This is a genomic window from Paraburkholderia panacisoli (assembly GCF_008369935.1).
In the GTDB taxonomy this organism is placed as follows: Bacteria; Pseudomonadota; Gammaproteobacteria; order Burkholderiales; family Burkholderiaceae; genus Paraburkholderia; species Paraburkholderia panacisoli.
The window spans coordinates 171,629-187,094 of the sequence record NZ_VTUZ01000008.1 but is presented as its reverse complement, the minus strand read 5'-3'; the positions used below and the strand labels follow the sequence as shown (position 1 = coordinate 187,094).

14 protein-coding genes and 1 pseudogene are annotated in these 15,466 nt (G+C 64.0%); 9 read left to right on the top strand and 6 right to left on the bottom strand.

The features are described 5' to 3' along the window. Positions 1-6: 6 nt before the first annotated feature. Entirely contained in the window at positions 7-441 is a 435-nt protein-coding gene (locus tag FVF58_RS14535; protein ID WP_149670604.1) for a PaaI family thioesterase, read from the bottom strand. A 264-nt stretch (positions 442-705) separates the two neighbouring features. Here FVF58_RS14535 and FVF58_RS14530 point away from each other — a divergent pair, with 264 nt between their 5' ends. Beyond that, positions 706-2,328: a methyl-accepting chemotaxis protein gene (locus FVF58_RS14530; RefSeq protein WP_149670603.1), complete on the top strand. Its 1,623-nt coding sequence runs from the start codon at positions 706-708 to the stop codon at positions 2,326-2,328. A 112-nt stretch (positions 2,329-2,440) separates the two neighbouring features. Here FVF58_RS14530 and FVF58_RS14525 read toward each other — a convergent pair whose 3' ends face one another. From FVF58_RS14525 to FVF58_RS14510, 3 genes are all read right to left on the bottom strand, one after another. Beyond that, entirely contained in the window at positions 2,441-2,644 is a 204-nt protein-coding gene (locus FVF58_RS14525; RefSeq protein ID WP_102632542.1) for a cold-shock protein, read from the bottom strand. A gap of 614 nt (positions 2,645-3,258) precedes the next feature. Next, positions 3,259-3,582, bottom strand: coding sequence for an HNH endonuclease (locus FVF58_RS14515; protein ID WP_149670698.1), 324 nt, complete (start codon positions 3,580-3,582; stop codon positions 3,259-3,261). Positions 3,583-3,641: 59 nt separating this feature from the next. Next, positions 3,642-4,751, bottom strand: a complete 1,110-nt coding sequence (locus FVF58_RS14510; protein ID WP_149670601.1) for an AGE family epimerase/isomerase — start codon at positions 4,749-4,751, stop codon at positions 3,642-3,644. A 310-nt stretch (positions 4,752-5,061) separates the two neighbouring features. On the opposite strand from FVF58_RS14510, the pseudogene FVF58_RS14505 reads away from it, so the two are divergent. The 7 genes and pseudogenes from FVF58_RS14505 (at position 5,062) to FVF58_RS14480 (ending at position 10,816) form a co-directional block, all read left to right on the top strand. Further along, positions 5,062-5,735 (top strand): annotated as a pseudogene (locus FVF58_RS14505) (MgtC/SapB family protein). A 132-nt stretch (positions 5,736-5,867) separates the two neighbouring features. After that, on the top strand, positions 5,868-7,247 hold the full coding sequence (locus tag FVF58_RS14500) for a hypothetical protein (protein WP_149670600.1): 1,380 nt from the start codon (positions 5,868-5,870) through the stop codon (positions 7,245-7,247). 197 nt (positions 7,248-7,444) lie between these two features. Continuing rightward, a complete protein-coding gene (locus tag FVF58_RS51420; RefSeq protein WP_188130816.1) occupies positions 7,445-7,603 on the top strand; it encodes a hypothetical protein in 159 nt (52 codons plus the stop codon). Positions 7,604-8,060: 457 nt separating this feature from the next. Then, positions 8,061-8,360, top strand: coding sequence for a hypothetical protein (locus FVF58_RS14495; protein WP_149670599.1), 300 nt, complete (start codon positions 8,061-8,063; stop codon positions 8,358-8,360). 112 nt (positions 8,361-8,472) lie between these two features. Beyond that, on the top strand, positions 8,473-9,432 hold the full coding sequence (locus tag FVF58_RS14490; protein ID WP_149670598.1) for a 3-hydroxyacyl-CoA dehydrogenase family protein: 960 nt from the start codon (positions 8,473-8,475) through the stop codon (positions 9,430-9,432). A gap of 182 nt (positions 9,433-9,614) precedes the next feature. Then, a complete protein-coding gene (locus FVF58_RS14485) occupies positions 9,615-10,226 on the top strand; it encodes a flavin reductase family protein (protein WP_149670597.1) in 612 nt (203 codons plus the stop codon). 155 nt (positions 10,227-10,381) lie between these two features. Beyond that, a complete protein-coding gene (locus FVF58_RS14480) occupies positions 10,382-10,816 on the top strand; it encodes a cupin domain-containing protein (RefSeq protein ID WP_149670596.1) in 435 nt (144 codons plus the stop codon). A gap of 84 nt (positions 10,817-10,900) precedes the next feature. On the opposite strand, the gene FVF58_RS14475 is transcribed toward FVF58_RS14480, so the two are convergent. After that, a complete protein-coding gene (locus tag FVF58_RS14475) occupies positions 10,901-12,385 on the bottom strand; it encodes a polyhydroxyalkanoate depolymerase (protein WP_149670595.1) in 1,485 nt (494 codons plus the stop codon). A gap of 218 nt (positions 12,386-12,603) precedes the next feature. On the opposite strand from FVF58_RS14475, the gene FVF58_RS14470 reads away from it, so the two are divergent. After that, positions 12,604-13,257 (top strand): glutathione S-transferase family protein, encoded by a 654-nt coding sequence (locus tag FVF58_RS14470; protein ID WP_149670594.1) that lies wholly within the window; start codon positions 12,604-12,606, stop codon positions 13,255-13,257. Positions 13,258-13,388: 131 nt separating this feature from the next. On the opposite strand, the gene FVF58_RS14465 is transcribed toward FVF58_RS14470, so the two are convergent. Further along, positions 13,389-15,362, bottom strand: a complete 1,974-nt coding sequence (locus tag FVF58_RS14465; RefSeq protein ID WP_149670593.1) for a methyl-accepting chemotaxis protein — start codon at positions 15,360-15,362, stop codon at positions 13,389-13,391. Positions 15,363-15,466: the final 104 nt, after the last annotated feature.

Below are 15,466 nucleotides of genomic sequence, written 5' to 3'. Positions count from 1 at the left end.
GTGTCGTCAACTCGCCGGTTCGTGCTCGCCGTTTTCGCCGATCCGGTTGACCGTGCCTTGCGCGACCGCGACGAGTCTTTCGCGATTGCCTTCCATCACATAGATGTTGCATTGGCAGGTCGCCTGGTGCCGCCCCGCGTAGACGACCTTCGCGCGGGCAATCAGCGTGCCGTTCATCACCGGGCGCAGATAGTTGATCTTGTATTCGCCGGTCACGACTTTCGGCCCGAGCGACAGCGCGCCCGCGAACGTCAGCGCATTGTCGGCCAGATAGCTGAGCACGCCGCCATGCACGAAGCCATGCTGCTGCCGCAGCTCGTCGCGGATCGGCAGGCTCAAGGTGAGCTCGCTGGTGCCCGTGTGCATCAACTCTGCGCCTAGCAGCATGCTGAACGGCTGGGCATGCAGTGCGCCGCGCGCCCGGTCGAGAAGGTCGGTCATCGTGATTCCTTCGGGCAAGGCCCGCGGTGGCATCCGCACGGTGTGCGTTGAAGTCCCTACCCACTCTAGGAAGCGTGGATGCGCCGCGTCAAGGTGATTCGGAAAATTGTGCGTCGCATTGTTGCGCGAAACGATCTCAATAATGACGTTGACCGATGAAAAGCGCGCGTAAGCCGATTTTTGATGAAATTGATCTCAAGCTAGGCACGATCCTGCCGTTAACCCTTATGCAGTTCCCGTCATTCTTTGCTTTAGGTGTTCTCGATGTTCAGCAAGATCAAGGTCGCATCCGGCCTGTTATGTGTTCTGGCCGCGTTCTGCGTCTTCCAGCTCGTCACGGTGGGTCTCGGCTTCTGGTCGCTCACCCGCACCCATGACGACGTGGGCGATCTGACGAACATTGCTTTGCAACAGGTGGACGCGGTCAACGAAACAACCCAGCGGTTGATGGACGCGCGCATCAACCTGTCGCGCGCCGGCACGCGCATGGTGCGGGGCGGCGCGGAGCCGACGGACATCGTGCAGCACGCGCGCGAGCAGCTGACGGCCGCCGATCAATCGTTCGCCGCGTTCATGAGCGCGCAGAAGACCAGTGACGAAAACAGCGCGCGCGCCACGGCGCTTGCGGAGCGCTATAAAAAGCTGCACGACGCGCTCGCCGAACTCGTGCAGTTTCTCGACTCGAACAACCTCCAGGCCTTCCTCGATCAGCCGACCCAGTCGCTCCAGGACGCCTATCTCGGCGAGTCGCACAACTTCGTGCAATTCGGCGCCGCCGCGAGCCGCGCGTCGCTCGATTCGATCGACGCCCGCATGGCGACGTTTCGCGTCGTCAGCGTCGTGATCCTGCTGGCGCTGGTGGGCGGCACGCTCGCGGTCCACGCGGCGTTGCGCCGGGGCGTGGTGGCGCCGCTGGAGGAAGCGGGCCGTCACTTCGACCGGATCGCGCAAGGACGCCTCGATCAGCCGATCGCCGTGCGCGGCACCAACGAGATCGGCCGGCTGTACTCGGGCCTCGCGAAAATGCAGGCGAGCGTCGCGCGCACCGTGCAGAGCGTGCGCGAATCCGCCGACTCGATCCACCTCGGCGCTGATGAAATCGCCACCGGCAACGCCGATCTGTCGGCGCGTACCGAAAACCAGGCGGCGTCGCTCGAAGAAACCGCGTCGAGCATGGAGGAGCTGACGGCGACCGTGCGCCAGAACGCCGATCACGCCCGCCAGGCCAGCGCGCTTGCAGAGACCGCGCTCGAAGCGACGTCGCGCGGCAGCGAAGTGGTCAACGAGGTGGTCGACAAGATGCGCGGCATTGCGCAAAGCTCGGACAAGATCGCCGAGATCATTTCGGTGATCGACGGCATTGCGTTCCAGACCAACATCCTTGCGCTGAACGCGGCCGTCGAGGCGGCGCGCGCGGGCGAACAGGGTCGTGGCTTCGCGGTGGTGGCGGGCGAAGTGCGCGGCCTCGCGCAGCGCAGCGCGCAGTCGGCGAAGGAAATCAAGACCTTGATCAGCGAATCGGTCGCGGAGATTCAGGGCGGCTCGACGCTGGTCGAGCATGCTGGCGAAGCAATGAGCAACGTGTCCGCCTCCATTTCGCGCGTCACGCAGATGATGGCGGAAATCAGCGCGTCGTCGCTCGAGCAGAGCACGGGCATCGAGCAGGTCAACCAGGCGGTGGTGCAGATGGATGAGATGACGCAGCAGAATGCAGCGCTCGTCGAACAGGCCGCGGCGGCGGCGGCCTCGCTGCATCAACAGACGCAGCAATTGAAACAGGCGGTTTCCGTGTTCGAAATTTCTGAAACTGTGTTGCGCACGCAACAACTCGATGAAATGCGCGCCCCTATTATGGAATTCGGCTCATCCGGAATGCGCGCGATTTAAACTAGGCAGGCGCTCAAAAGCAAGGCATCTTGCCAAAGAAAATGGCCCGCGAAAGCGGGCCATTTTGCATTAGACGCAAGCGCCTAAGGGTGCCTCAAAGTACCTTGGGTACTTAGGCCGGCTGGATGTTTGCAGCCTGCTTGCCCTTCGGGCCTTGCTTAACTTCGAACGACACCTTCTGGTTTTCCTGCAGGGACTTGAAGCCGCTGCCTTGAACTTCCGAAAAGTGTGCGAACAGGTCTTCGCCGCCGTCGTCCGGCGTGATGAAGCCAAAGCCCTTTGCATCGTTAAACCACTTCACAGTACCTGTTGCCATTTTTGATCCAGTAAATGTTGTGTATTGCATTCGCGACCGCTATTTCTCAACTCGAGATCGAGCGCGAAGGGAGAGTTGTATCACGTCTTAATGACGGACGCCAACCAAGCCGTATCCGGGTATTCCCAGGTTTCGGCCTTTTTGAGCCCTCCGAAAGCATTTGGAAGCATTTGGAAGAGCGGTCCGGCCGGTAGGGTAAACTGCGTGTATTACTTTTCCAGGAAAAACATTGACACATTATCTGCAAGAAGAACTTACGTCGTTCTGGAGTCGTTTGACCCCCTATCTCGCGATATTGGAGTCTAAATCCCCTCAGGAGGGCGCCCCGGACCCGGTCGGCCGAATTACCGTCGATACCGAAGACCGTCAGGCTTTCGCCCTTCATACGACCGATCGGAAGCCGCACGGCGATACATCGGACATTCCCACCGGACAAAGCGCAACTTATATGCGTTCCAAATCTTCCGACGCCGGTTGGGGACCCTGGCAGCGCGAAGCATATTGATCGACCGGGTGTCGGCTTTGATGCCGGCTCGGGTTTGTGAGACCGTCGGCGGCGTTCTGCGGGCCTCGCGATCGGTTCCGTTGCTTACCATTTTCTGGACATTCGGCGCTCAGCCTTTCCTCGCGCTGCGGCGGGTTCGCTCGTAAAAATCATTCGGCTTGGTGCGAACCCAGCGCACGAAGGTGCGGACCGCCTCGTCGGTCAGCAGCGCCTGGACCGTCGAATAGCGCTGTGCCAGTTCGTTTTCCGAAAACAGCGCGTGGAGCTGGCGGTGGCAGATGCGGTGCAACGCCGCGACGTCCTTACCGCCTTTCGTTTTCGGCACCCAGTGGTGCAGGTCGCGCTGGCTCGGCGGAATCGGCCGGCCGCATAGCGGGCAGATTTCTTCCGCAGGCGGTGCTTGATACCATGGTTCGGCGAGTTTCCTGGTCATGGCCGGGACAGGCGATCGCGGACAGTCGCGCTGCGCGCCGCGTAACGGCGCGCAGCCGCTCAAGCCGGCAACGCGGCGTAGGCGGTGGCGAGGTGATAAGGGGTGGTGGACGGCATGTCGGCGCGCACCACCTCGCCGGTCGGCGTCTTGCACTCGAACCAGCCTTGCGGATGCAGAAAGCGTTGCTGGAACAGTTCGATTTGCCGGGGCACCGCCGCGCGCGCGGCCGGGTCGTCCTGACAGGCCAATGCGCGCAGATATTCCGTTTGTGCCCAGATCCGCTGCGTGGCGTCCTTGATCGCGCCGGTTTCGTCGAGCGATGCGCAAACGCCGCCGCTTTCCTGGTCCACGCCGTGCCGCTGCGCAAAGGCAAACGCGCGCGTCATCGCTTCTTTCAGGCCCGTGCCTTCGAACAGACCGCCCGCCTGCCTGACCAGCCAGAACCACTCGAACTGGTGCCCCGGTTCCAGGCGATTGTCGCTCGTGCCAATCGGCAATTCGGCGATGCAGCCGGTCGGCGCATGCACGAAGTGATGCGCGACCGCGCCGGCCAGACGGCGCAATGCCGCGCCGAACACGTTGTCGCGCGTGGCTTCGCAGGCGGCCAGCCAAGCCTCGGTCAGATGCATCAGTGGATTCTGGACCGGCGTGCCGGTGACACTGCCGAAGTCCGCCGTGAGCGCGGCGTTGAACAGATCGCCGTCGGCCGCGAAGTTCGACTGGATCAGCGCCGACGTGTTGTGCACGAGCGTCAGCGCATCGCGGTCGCCGGAACGCTGCGCGTATTGCGCGCACGCGAACACGACGAACGCATGCGTGTACAGGTCTTTGGTGGTGTCGAGCGGCGCGCCTTGCGCGTCCACGCTGTAGAACCATCCGCCGTGGATTGTGTCCTGAAAGGTATGCCTGAGTGAATCGAACAACACCTTTGCATGCTCCGTGTCGCCGGCTTGCGCGAACACGAACAGTTGCCGCGCGCAGGCCATCGCCCGGTAGCGCTCGGCGGGCAGCGGGGCGTGGTCCTCGGCGCTGACCGCTTCGTAGGGCAGCTTCAGCGCGGTGTTGAAGCCCGGGCCGCGCCAGATGGGCAGCACGACGCCCGTGAAGTGATCGCGCAATGCGGTGGCAAGCGCGATCGTCGAAGCGGCGGCAGGGTTCATGCTTGGCATAGTCAGGTTGGTCAAACTCGGGAGTGGCAAAGCGTCCACGGACTCGGTCCGAAGTCTGCGCCGTAGCGTGACTCCACGGCACGGAGCGGCGCAGCCGCGGGCCAACGCGCTGGAAAGCAACGGATGCTAACTGGTTTGCACGCCGACGGCATCGGCATTCGCATGGGCATGGGCGCTGCGACTGTCAACGCAATCGGCTCGGCGGCGTGCGGCTTAGCATAAAGCAAACGGCCCCCGCCGACACGCCGGCACACGTGCGGAACGCCCTTCAAATCATTACCGACAAGGAGGAAAAAACAATGCTGGGGATATCGAACTCATCTCCCGACTGGTGCTGGCCGCGGCGCTCGGCAGCGTTATCGGCTTCGAGCGCGAGCGGCTCTCGTGGGTGGCGGGGCTGCGCACGCACAGGCTGGTCTGCGTCGGCTCGGCACTCATCATGATCGTGTCGGTTTATGGTTTCGCCGAAGTGCTGACCGGCGAACACGTTGTGCTCGACCGTCGCGGATGGCCGCTCAGGTGGTGTCGGGCGTCGGCTTTCTCGGCGCGGGCTCGATCCTGCTGCGCGGCGAGATCGTGCGCGGGCTGACCACGGCGGCAAGCCTGTGGTCGGTCGCCGCGATCGGCCTTGCGGTCGGCGGCGGGCTGTACGCGGCGTCGATCGCGGCGACCATCATCATTCTGATCATCCTCGCCGGCATCAAGCCGCTCGAACGGCGCTTCATCACGGTCAAGCAACGGCGCCAGCTGACGATGACCGTCGAGCGCGGCAGCGTGACGTTTCACTCGCTGCACGACGAACTCGGCGCCGCGAGTCCGCGCGTCAAACAATTCGTGATGCAGCAAAGCGACGACTCGCCCGAGTGCGACGAAGTCATGCTGACCTTGCATCGCGTGTCGAACACGGAATACGAGGCGATCTGTGCGCGCTTGCGTCAACTGCACGGCGTCAAGCAGTTCCGGCAGGGCGAGATGTCGTCTTAAAAAGGGGAAAATCCGCGGCGATGCCTTCGGCGGGTGTGGGCGACCATGCGACAATGCGGTCTCGAAAAATTCCAACGGCATTGACGAGCGGAGCTCGGCGCCCGCCTTGCGGCGACGACCGCTTTTTTCTCTATGGCAGATTCCGTAGCATCCACACAGTCCCAGCCTCGCCGAGCCGCTTCGAAGAAGCGGCGTCAGGCCACCGTCTCCACGGAAACCGAAAACAAGCTGGCGCGCGCGGCGCGCTCGGCGCAACGCCTCGCGCAACTGAGCGGTGCGTCGCGCGACGACAGCACGCTCGACCTGTTCCCCGACGATCCCACCCGCGCCACGCTGGAAGCGATGGACATCGACATCCGGCAAGGCACGCTGCATGGCTTCGAATTGCCCGATGTGGTGCTGGCGGCGGTGGGCGCGATCGATGCCGGCGACGGCATGTCGCTCGACGCGAAGGGCGCGCGCCGCGCACCGCGTGCCGTCAGGGCAGATGAGCCGGCGCCGGTGAATCCGGAATTAAGCGGGCTTGAGATCGAGGTGCCGGCGCCTGTGGCTGCCGCTGCTGGCGGACTGGGTTTGGCGGAGGTGAAGTCGGGGATCGAGGTGGCCGCCGAGGCGGACTCCCAATTGGCTGCGGAAGAGAAGGAAAAACCGGCTGCCGCGACGCGCGATTCGGCTGCGGCCCTCACGCCTGCGATGGCGGCCGCAACCGTCGCACGCAGCGTGACCGCGCTGCGTCAGGCGGCCGAACCGGGCGCGCAGGCCGATTCGGCGGATGCAGCGGCAACTGGCGGCAGCAAGCCGCCGCAACGCTTTGCCGCGACGTTCGCGAAGGCGGCGACGGCTTCACGGGAGGCGGCTGCTGCTGAAGGCGACGCGGCGAACAAGCATGCTGGTGGCGCTTCGGCGCAAGCGGGCGCTGGGTTTGCCGGGTCGGTCGAGCAAGCCGAGCTGAAGGCGGGTGCGCAGGCGTCGGCCAATACGTCGGCATCCACAGCCGCCGCCAACCCCAACGCGGCGTTCGCCGCGCCGTGGCGAGAAGCCCAGCGCGCGGAAGCGGCTGCGGCCGCGCTGCGCGCCGCGCCGGAACTCGATCGCGCACGGGCAACCGCCTTCGCCGATACCGTCGACGCGTTATATGGCGTGATCGCCGATCAGCGCCGCGCCGCGACGGATCATTCGCGCCGCATGAAATGGATGCTGTCGATTGTGGTGGGTGCGCTGCTGGTCACGGTTGCGATCGGCATTACGCAGACCCTGCTGCTGATGCGTCTGACGCGGGAAACCACGGCCCAGCAGCACCGCATCGAACAGATGATGCAGAACCAGCAGGCCGCCATGGCCAGCCTGGTCGATAGCCGTGTCGCGATGGCCAACGCGGCAGCGGCCGATGCTGCTTCCGCGGCCGCTACGCCGCCGGCCGCGCCGCAGCCGCCAGCCGCGACGCCGGCTCATGGGAAGCGCAATTCACGAGCAAAGCATGGGCATAGGGTGAAAGCGGTTACCTCGACCTGATCACCGATCACCCATTCGACCCCGGAATTCGAAAAAAGGGACGTTGTTATGGTGCAACGCACCATAACGAGAAACGGCTGCGACCTCACGCCACACCCGAAAAATTGCTGCATTGCACTAGCTTTTGCCTAGGGAAAACCCTATACTTCTTCTTAAGGGAAAACCCTAGCCATTGCAGTAACTAACCGGGAGTCGCCATGAGCTTCATTTTTGCACTGTTCCAAAAGGTCAGCGACCTCTTTGCGTCGCCCCATCTGCCGCTGGATTCGGACTACTCGTACGCAGCGCGTAGCCGCGAAGCGGAGCGCGTGCGCCGATCGCAATCCACGTTGTTCGGCGTCAAGCTGAGCGACTAAACGCCAGGCAGGACCATCCCGAGCGCGGAACACCGTGCACGGCGCGCACTTCGGGTGCGCACAGCATGATTGAAGCCGCACTACGCGAAATGCGTAGTGCGGCTTTTTGTTTCTGAAGAATGCCGGTTTGCTTTGGCCGCGTGACGCGACGTCGTCGCTTGCCAAATATTTCTCCGCCGAAATGAATGTAACGGCGGCTGACGCCGCGCCGACGTTTACTGCGGCCGATCTCCCGCGCATGGCTTGATAAATGGGCGTCGACCGCGAAAACGCAGCCTCGTCATCCGGCCCTTTCTGTGAAATGCCCGCTTACAAGTGCTCACGTCTTCATGCGGTTTGCGTCGCTAAAGTTGGTCCCAAGCGTACGGCGTCTGGGTCGACCCCGAAATCGCAGTTCGAAGGTGAAGGCCGAACGAACACGGACGCTGGCTTTGAACAACTTTGATGGGAGGTCACTATGAAAACCTTTAACAAGACATCGCGTTCTATCATCGCAACGCTCATCGCAGGCGGCGCATTGCTCGCCGGCGGCAGCGCCTTCGCCCAGGAACGGGTGATCGTCGAAAATGGTCATGGACCGGTCGCGTACGGTCAGCCGCACATGATGCCGGTGGGCGTGTCGATCAATATCGGCTGGCATGGTGATCGTTACTACGACGGCCACCGCTACTGGGATCACGACCAGTGGATGCGCAATCACCCGCACGACCGTGATCCGCACCGTCACGACGACCACCGCGAGCCGCATCGCGATTGATGCGCGCATGACGGCGCCGCACGCCGCGGCTTGAAGTTGTCCACAAAGCCGGTCCTTCCTCGCGGAAGACCGGCTTTGTCACGTTCGGCCTTGTGAACCGGTGCGCTGCGCTATGCTTCCGGGCTTTCATCGACGGCAGCAGGAGAGCGGCGTGGACAACGCAACCGTAACGATAGGCGTAGTAGGCACGGGATTGATGGGCGTCGGCATTGCGACGCAAAGCGCGCTGCACGGATACCGGACGATCGTCCACGACGTCGATCCGGCGCGGCTCGCGAGCGTCGCGCCGAAAGCGCAAGCCGTGCTCGACGAATTGATCGACGCCGGACGTATCGACGAGACAGCCAGTCGGGCGGCGCTCGCGCGCATTGAAACCCATGCGCAACTGGATGTGATGGCGTCGGCGCAATTCGTGATCGAGGCAATTCCCGAGGTGCTCGAACTGAAGCATCGCCTATATGCGGCGCTGGCCGGGCTGCTGGCCGACGACGCGATTCTCGCGAGCAACACCAGCGGTTTTCCTCCCGATAAGTTGGCCACGCCACTGCGCGCAAAAGAGCGCTTTCTGATCGCGCATTTCTGGAACCCGCCGCACATGATTCCGCTCGTCGAAGTCGTGCCGGGCATGGCGACTGCGCCGGAAGTGACGCAGCGAACCGCCGCGTTGATGAGCGCGATCGGCATGGAGCCGGTCGTGCTGGCGAAGGCGATTCCGGGTTTCGTCGGCAACCGCTTGCAGTTCGCGGTGTTGCGCGAGGCGTTGAACATCGTTCGTTCCGGCGCGGCGACGCCGGACGTGATCGATCGGGTGATGAAGGCGTCGCTGGGGCGCCGCTGGGGGATTGTCGGTCCGCTCGAAGGCGCGGACATGGGCGGGCTCGACACCTTCCTCGACATCTCCTCGCATCTGATGCCTGAACTCGCGAAAGATGAAGACGTGCTGGACCTGTTGCGTCAGCAGGTCGGCGCAGGGCGCGTCGGCGTGCGCAGCGGCGCCGGTTTCTACGACTGGGACGAAGCGCATTTCGCGCAGGTCAGAGAAGGGCGCAAACGAGTGATCAGCCGCGGTTGATCCAGGGCCGTGAACCTGCATGAGCATGAATCAGCGTGGCGAATGCGCTCGCTTCACGCGATGTTGCGCAGAAGCAGAGGGCAACGCCTGATGCGCGGCGGCGCGAGCCGCGCTCGGCAACGCCCGCCACGCTGCGGTATAACTAGCCCTTCGCATCACCCCGTCAACCCCAACCTCATCCCATGGCCCACTACTTCTACGACCCCCTTGCCGGTCACGGCCTGCCGCACGACCCGTTCAAGGCCATCGTCGCGCCGCGTCTGATCGGCTGGATTTCCTCGCGCGATACGCAAGGCACGTTGAATCTCGCGCCGTATAGTTTCTTCGGCGCGTTCGCCAGCTTTCCGCCGATCATCGGTTTCTCCAGCGAGGGCCGTAAAGACAGCGTCGCCAATATCGAAGCCACCGGCGAGTTCGTCTGGAATCTCGCGACCCGGCCGCTCGCCGAGCAGATGAACCGTTCGTCGGCGCCGGTCGCGCCGCACGTCGACGAATTCGAACTCGCGGGTCTCACGGCTGCGCCGGGCCGCAACGTCGCCGTGCCGCACGTCGCCGAATCCCCAGCCGCGCTCGAATGCAAGCTGTTGCAGGTCGTGCGCCTGCATACGCTCGACGGCGAGCCGATGGACAACTATTTGTCGCTCGGCCAGGTGGTCGGCGTTCACATCAACGAGGCCTATCTGAAAGACGGGCTGTTCGACACGCACGCCGCGCAGCCGATCATGCGCGCGGGCTATCGCGCCGACTACGCGCAAATCGGCGAGATGTTCCAGATGTTTCGCCCGACCGCCTGAACACCGTCGGTTCGAGCGACGCGGCGCCGCTCAATGCGGCGCGACACATGCCGCAACGCGCCCACGAGGAGTGAGGCCAGCGCTTCAATACTGGCCTGCTTGATGCTTGCAATCGACGCTCCAAAGCGTCGTTTCAACTCTCCTGGAGCGCGATCATGTCCACCGAATTCGCCACGCAATTCAGCCATGTCCGTCCGCAAGACACGTCCTACGTGGATCAGGGCTTACGCGACTTTTTCCTCTATCGCGATCTGGGCATCGCACAGGCGACCGGCGGCAAGGTGCTCGCGCAACTCGTGAAGGCGAATCACGCACCAGAGCAAGGCACCGGCTGGCACCGTCATGAGGCCGACTTCCACATCGTGATCATGCTGAAGGGCTGGGCGCGCTTCATGTACGGCGACAAGGAGACGCTCGTCGCCGCCGGCGATTGCGTGCATCAGGCGCCGGGCATCGTCCACTATCTGTTCGATTACTCGGAGGACATGGAGTACATCGAGATCGTTGCGCCGGCCGATTTCAAATCGATCGAAGTCGAAGGCCCGTGCGAAGTACCGGCCGTGAAGCCGTGGAAGAGCGTCGCGGTTTGATTGGAGTGCGAAACGCAGAGGTGCGCGGCGTGCACGGTCCGCACGCCGCGCGCCAGACAAGCTCGGTGAAGTGAACAAGCCCTACTAAGCTGCCGGTGGCCGTCTGCGAGGCGGTCGCGCCGCAGACGGTTTTGCAGCGGCGGTGGAACTATCTTTGGCAGCAGTGCTAGTGCTAGCGCCATTCGCCCCGCCCCCCGCCGCCGACTGTGCATCCACGCCCACTTCCACTTCGACCACCGCCGTGGCAACCGGCGCCGCCGCCGTGATCTCCGCAGCGGTCGCGGCAGACACCGGCACCGGCTGGATCGTGCGTGCCCGGGAGCTCACCAGCACCGCGCGCGGCTCGTTGTCGTAGATCACGGCGCGTACGCGCGGATAAATCTGCTGCTCCCAGCGCTGGCCGTTGAACACACCGTAGTGGCCCACGCCGGTCTGCACATGATGCGTCTTCAGATACGGCCGCAGTTTCGCGCACATGTCCTGCGCGGCGAGCGTCTGCCCGACGGCGCAGATGTCGTCTTTCTCGCCTTCCACGGTAAGCAACGCGGTCCGGCGAATCTTCGATGGATCCACCGGACGCCCTTGCACTTCGAGCGTATTCAACGGCAGCGCATGCCGCTGGAAAATCGTGTCGACGGTCTCCAGGTAGAAGTCGGCCGTCAGATCCATCGTCGCGAAGTATTCTTCGTAGAACGAGTGAATCGTGTCGGCTTTCGCCGGGTCGCCCTTGGCGCGCTCGTAATGCATCGTCTCGAACGAGTCGACATGGCGTGCAAGGTTCATCGACATGAACGCGGTCAACTGCACAAAGCCCGGATACACGCGCCGATGCGCGCCCGCGAAGCCGAACGGCACCGCGCTGATCAGATTCTGCTCGAACCACTCGAGCGGCTTGCTCTTCGCCAGTTCGTTGACGCGCGTCGGATTGATGCGCGTATCGAGCGGCCCGGCCATCAGCGTCATGCTGGCCGGCTGGCAGGGATGATCGTCGGCGGCCATCAGCGCGACCGCGGCCAGGGCGGCTACGGTCGGCTGACACACCGCGAGCAGATGCGAGCCGGGCCCGATGCGCTCCGTGAAGTCGATCACGTGCTGGACGAATTCGTCAAAGCCGAAGCGGCCCTGGCTCAGCGGCACGTCGCGCGGGTTGTGCCAGTCGGTGATGTACACGTCGTGTTCGGCGAGCATCGTGAGCACGGTGCCGCGCAGCAGGGTCGCGAAGTGGCCGGACATCGGCGCGAGGATCAGCACGCGCGGCTGCGGTGCTGAAGGCGCGGTGTCCTTACGGAAATGCAGGAGCGAACAGAACGGCGTGTGCGCTGCGATTTCTTCGATCACGGCCACCTGCTTGCCTTCGGTCACTACGCTGCCGATGTCGAACGGCGGCCGCACGGGCGTAAGTCCGGCAAGCATCAAGAGTTCGCAGGCCGCACGTAGCGAGCGGCCGTGCGGCGAGTCGCCGAACGCGGGCCACGCGTCGAGCGAGTGATTCATCAGGGCCGCGCCGTGCCGCAAAGGCAGCATCACGTCGGCGCACGCCTGGTAGGCGGAATATGCGAACAGGTTCATAACCTTCGCACGAATGCAGAAAGGGAAGGAGCCCGAATAGAGGCAAGTCATGTGCCAAGCGAGCTTGCGGGTTGCCCGGCAGTTGCCGTCCGTTGGCATGGCATTTGCGCGCATCGACACAACGGGCAGAAGTTGCCGCGCTTTGGTGCGTGCGCGCACGGCGGCGTGCATACCATTCAGCAGGTGGCGGTCGAACGCACCACCTGGAGGAGAAACGTATGGCGAATACCACGCTTACTATCAGTAGCAAGAATTATTCGTCGTGGTCACTGCGCGGCTGGCTGCTGGCCAAATTCAGCGGCTTGCCGTTTGACGAGATCGTGATGCCGATCGACGACCCCGCGGCGCGCGCCGAACTTCTGCTGCTGTCGCCGTCGATTCTGGTGCCGTGCCTCGTGCACGACGGCATCAAGGTCTGGGACACGCTGGCGATCGCCGAGTATCTGAACGAAGTGAGGCCGCAAGCCGTGTTGTTGCCGAAAGACATTCCCGCGCGCGCGCATTGCCGCTCGATTTGCGGCGAGATGCACTCGGGTTTCAGCTCACTGCGCTCGGCGTTGCCGATGAACCTCAAGGCGCACTTTCCGGGCTTCAAGGTATGGGCGCGCGCGCAATCGGATATCGACCGGATCGTGACGATCTGGGGCGAATGCCTGAAGCAGTATGGCGGGCCATTTCTGTTCGGCGAGCGCACCGCGGCGGATGCGATGTATGCGCCGGTGGTGACGCGTTTCGTGACCTATGACGTGAAGCTCGATCCGGAAATCGTCGAGTATGGGCAGCGGATCATGGCGCTGCCGGAAATGCAGCAGTGGATCGCGGACGCGCAGCAGGAGGTGGAAGAGATCGACGAACTGGACGTGGAGTTTTAACAGGGTTTCGCCGGGCGCGCTGCGGCTGCGTGAACCCGTGATGACTGCAAAGACGGCGATGACGGCGGCGTAGCCGGCGCGCGAACGCCCCCCGCGCCGCGCGTCACGCTATGGAAGCTTGAACCCGCAACTCACTCGCGGCCGCCCTCGAGCTTGAACACGCTGACCACCTGCGCCAACCGCGCGGCCTGCTCGCGCAACTCGGCCGCCGCCCGTTCCGCTTCGCCGACGATCGTCGCGTTCTGCTGGGTGGCCTCGCCAATCTGCGTGACGGCCAAATTGACCTGTTCGATGCCGCCCGACTGTTCGCGCGACGCCACGTTGATCTCGCTCATGATCGCGCGGACCTGGCCGACCTGGGCCACGATGCCCTGCATCGTCGAACTGGCTTCCTCGGCGATCCGCAAGCCGCTTTCGACGGTCGCCGTGGAACCCGTGATCAGACTCTCGATCTCCTTCACCGCAGCCGCGCTGCGTTGCGCGAGCGCGCGCACCTCCGAAGCCACCACCGCAAAGCCCTTGCCGTGCTCGCCCGCGCGCGCGGCTTCGACGGCTGCGTTCAGCGCGAGGATGTTGGTCTGAAACGCGATGCCTTCGATCACCGTGGTGATCTCGGCGATCTTCTGCGACGAGCGGCTGATCTCGCCCATCGTCGACACCACGCGCTCGACCGCGCGGCCGCCTTCGAGTGCGGCATCGGCGGCGTGCGTGACGAGCGTGTTGGCTTGCGTCGCGTGATCGGCGTTCTGCTGCACGGTCGAGGTGATCTGTTCCATGCTGGCCGCCGTTTCCTCGAGGCTGCTCGCCTGTGTGGCGATCCGCGCGGCGATATTGCCGCTGCCGGTGGCGATCTTCTCGGTGCCCTCCGACATATCCGCCGATGCATTACGCACCTGCGAAACGATGCGCGCGAGCCCTTCGCCGATGCCATCGATCGACTGCATCAGGCGGCCGATTTCATCGGCGCGCGCGTTGCCGTGCTTCGCCACGCGCACACTCAGATCGCCCGACGCGAAACGCTCGGAGGCGCGTGCCGCTTCGTCGAGCGGGCGGCTCACGAGACGCCGCACCGCGATCAGGAAAACGATCGCGAATACGCCGACCAGCGCGAAGCCGATCAGCAGGAATTGATTGCGGCTCGCGACGACCTCGGCCATCACCTCGTCGCGCGGCGCGACGCCGCCCACCAGCCATTGCCATTCCGGCACCGTGATGAAGGACACGAATTTGTCGCGCGCTTCGTGCTCGCCGAGCGTCGCGTCGGCAGAGCGGTAATCGAACTGGCCTTGCTTCATGTCGAGCATTTGCTGATATGGCGCGCTGGCGTCGTCCGCCTTCTGGCCGGCGGCGGCCGGATGCACGATCAGCTTGCCGCGATCCACGCCCTTCGACGCGTCGAGCACGAAGTAGTAGCCGCTTGCGCCGATCTTCAGATTGCGGATGCCGTCCTGCACCGACTGGATCTCCTGGTCCACGTTCACGCCGACGAACAGCGCGCCGATCACGCGGCCGCTCGCGTCGGTGATCGGCCGGTACTGCGTGATCAAACGTTTGCCGAACAGCGCGGCCAGTCCCGTATAGGACCGGTTCGCGAGCAGCGGGGCATAGGCCGGCCCCTTGCGGTCGAGCAGCGTGCCGATCGCGCGGGAGCCGTCCTGTTTCTTCAGCGAGGTCGTCACGCGCACGAAGTCGTCGCCGCTGCGCGCGAACACGGTGGCGACCGCGCCGCTGCGTTCGAGAAACTGGTCGGGGATCGTGAAGTCCAGGTTCAGGAGTTTGTCCCCGGCCTTGATGGTCGGCGTCGCGATGCCGCCGATGTCGACCTTCTGCGTGTCGTCGAGCGAGTAGTCGGCGGGCAGGAAGCTCGCGAACAGCGACATCGAGCGGTCCACTTCAGCCGACAGCGCCTTGTCGAACAGCGTGATCATCGCGGCGATCGAGCGGTCTTTCTCTGCCATGCGTTCGAGCACCTGATCGCGGACCTGCACGCCGGCCGCGCGCGTGAGCGCCCACGTGAACCCGGCGAAAAGTAACGCCACCAGCACGCACGAGAGAACGGCTAGCCGGGCGCCAACGCTGACGCGGCGTGAAGAGAGAAAATCCATGGGCAGTCGCAGAGTAGAGGGGACAGGCGAGTGCGCGGGCCATGCGTAGGCATGGCCCGCTTCGATATCTCGTTTACGGCTGCGGCGGCTGCCACCTTTAGGGG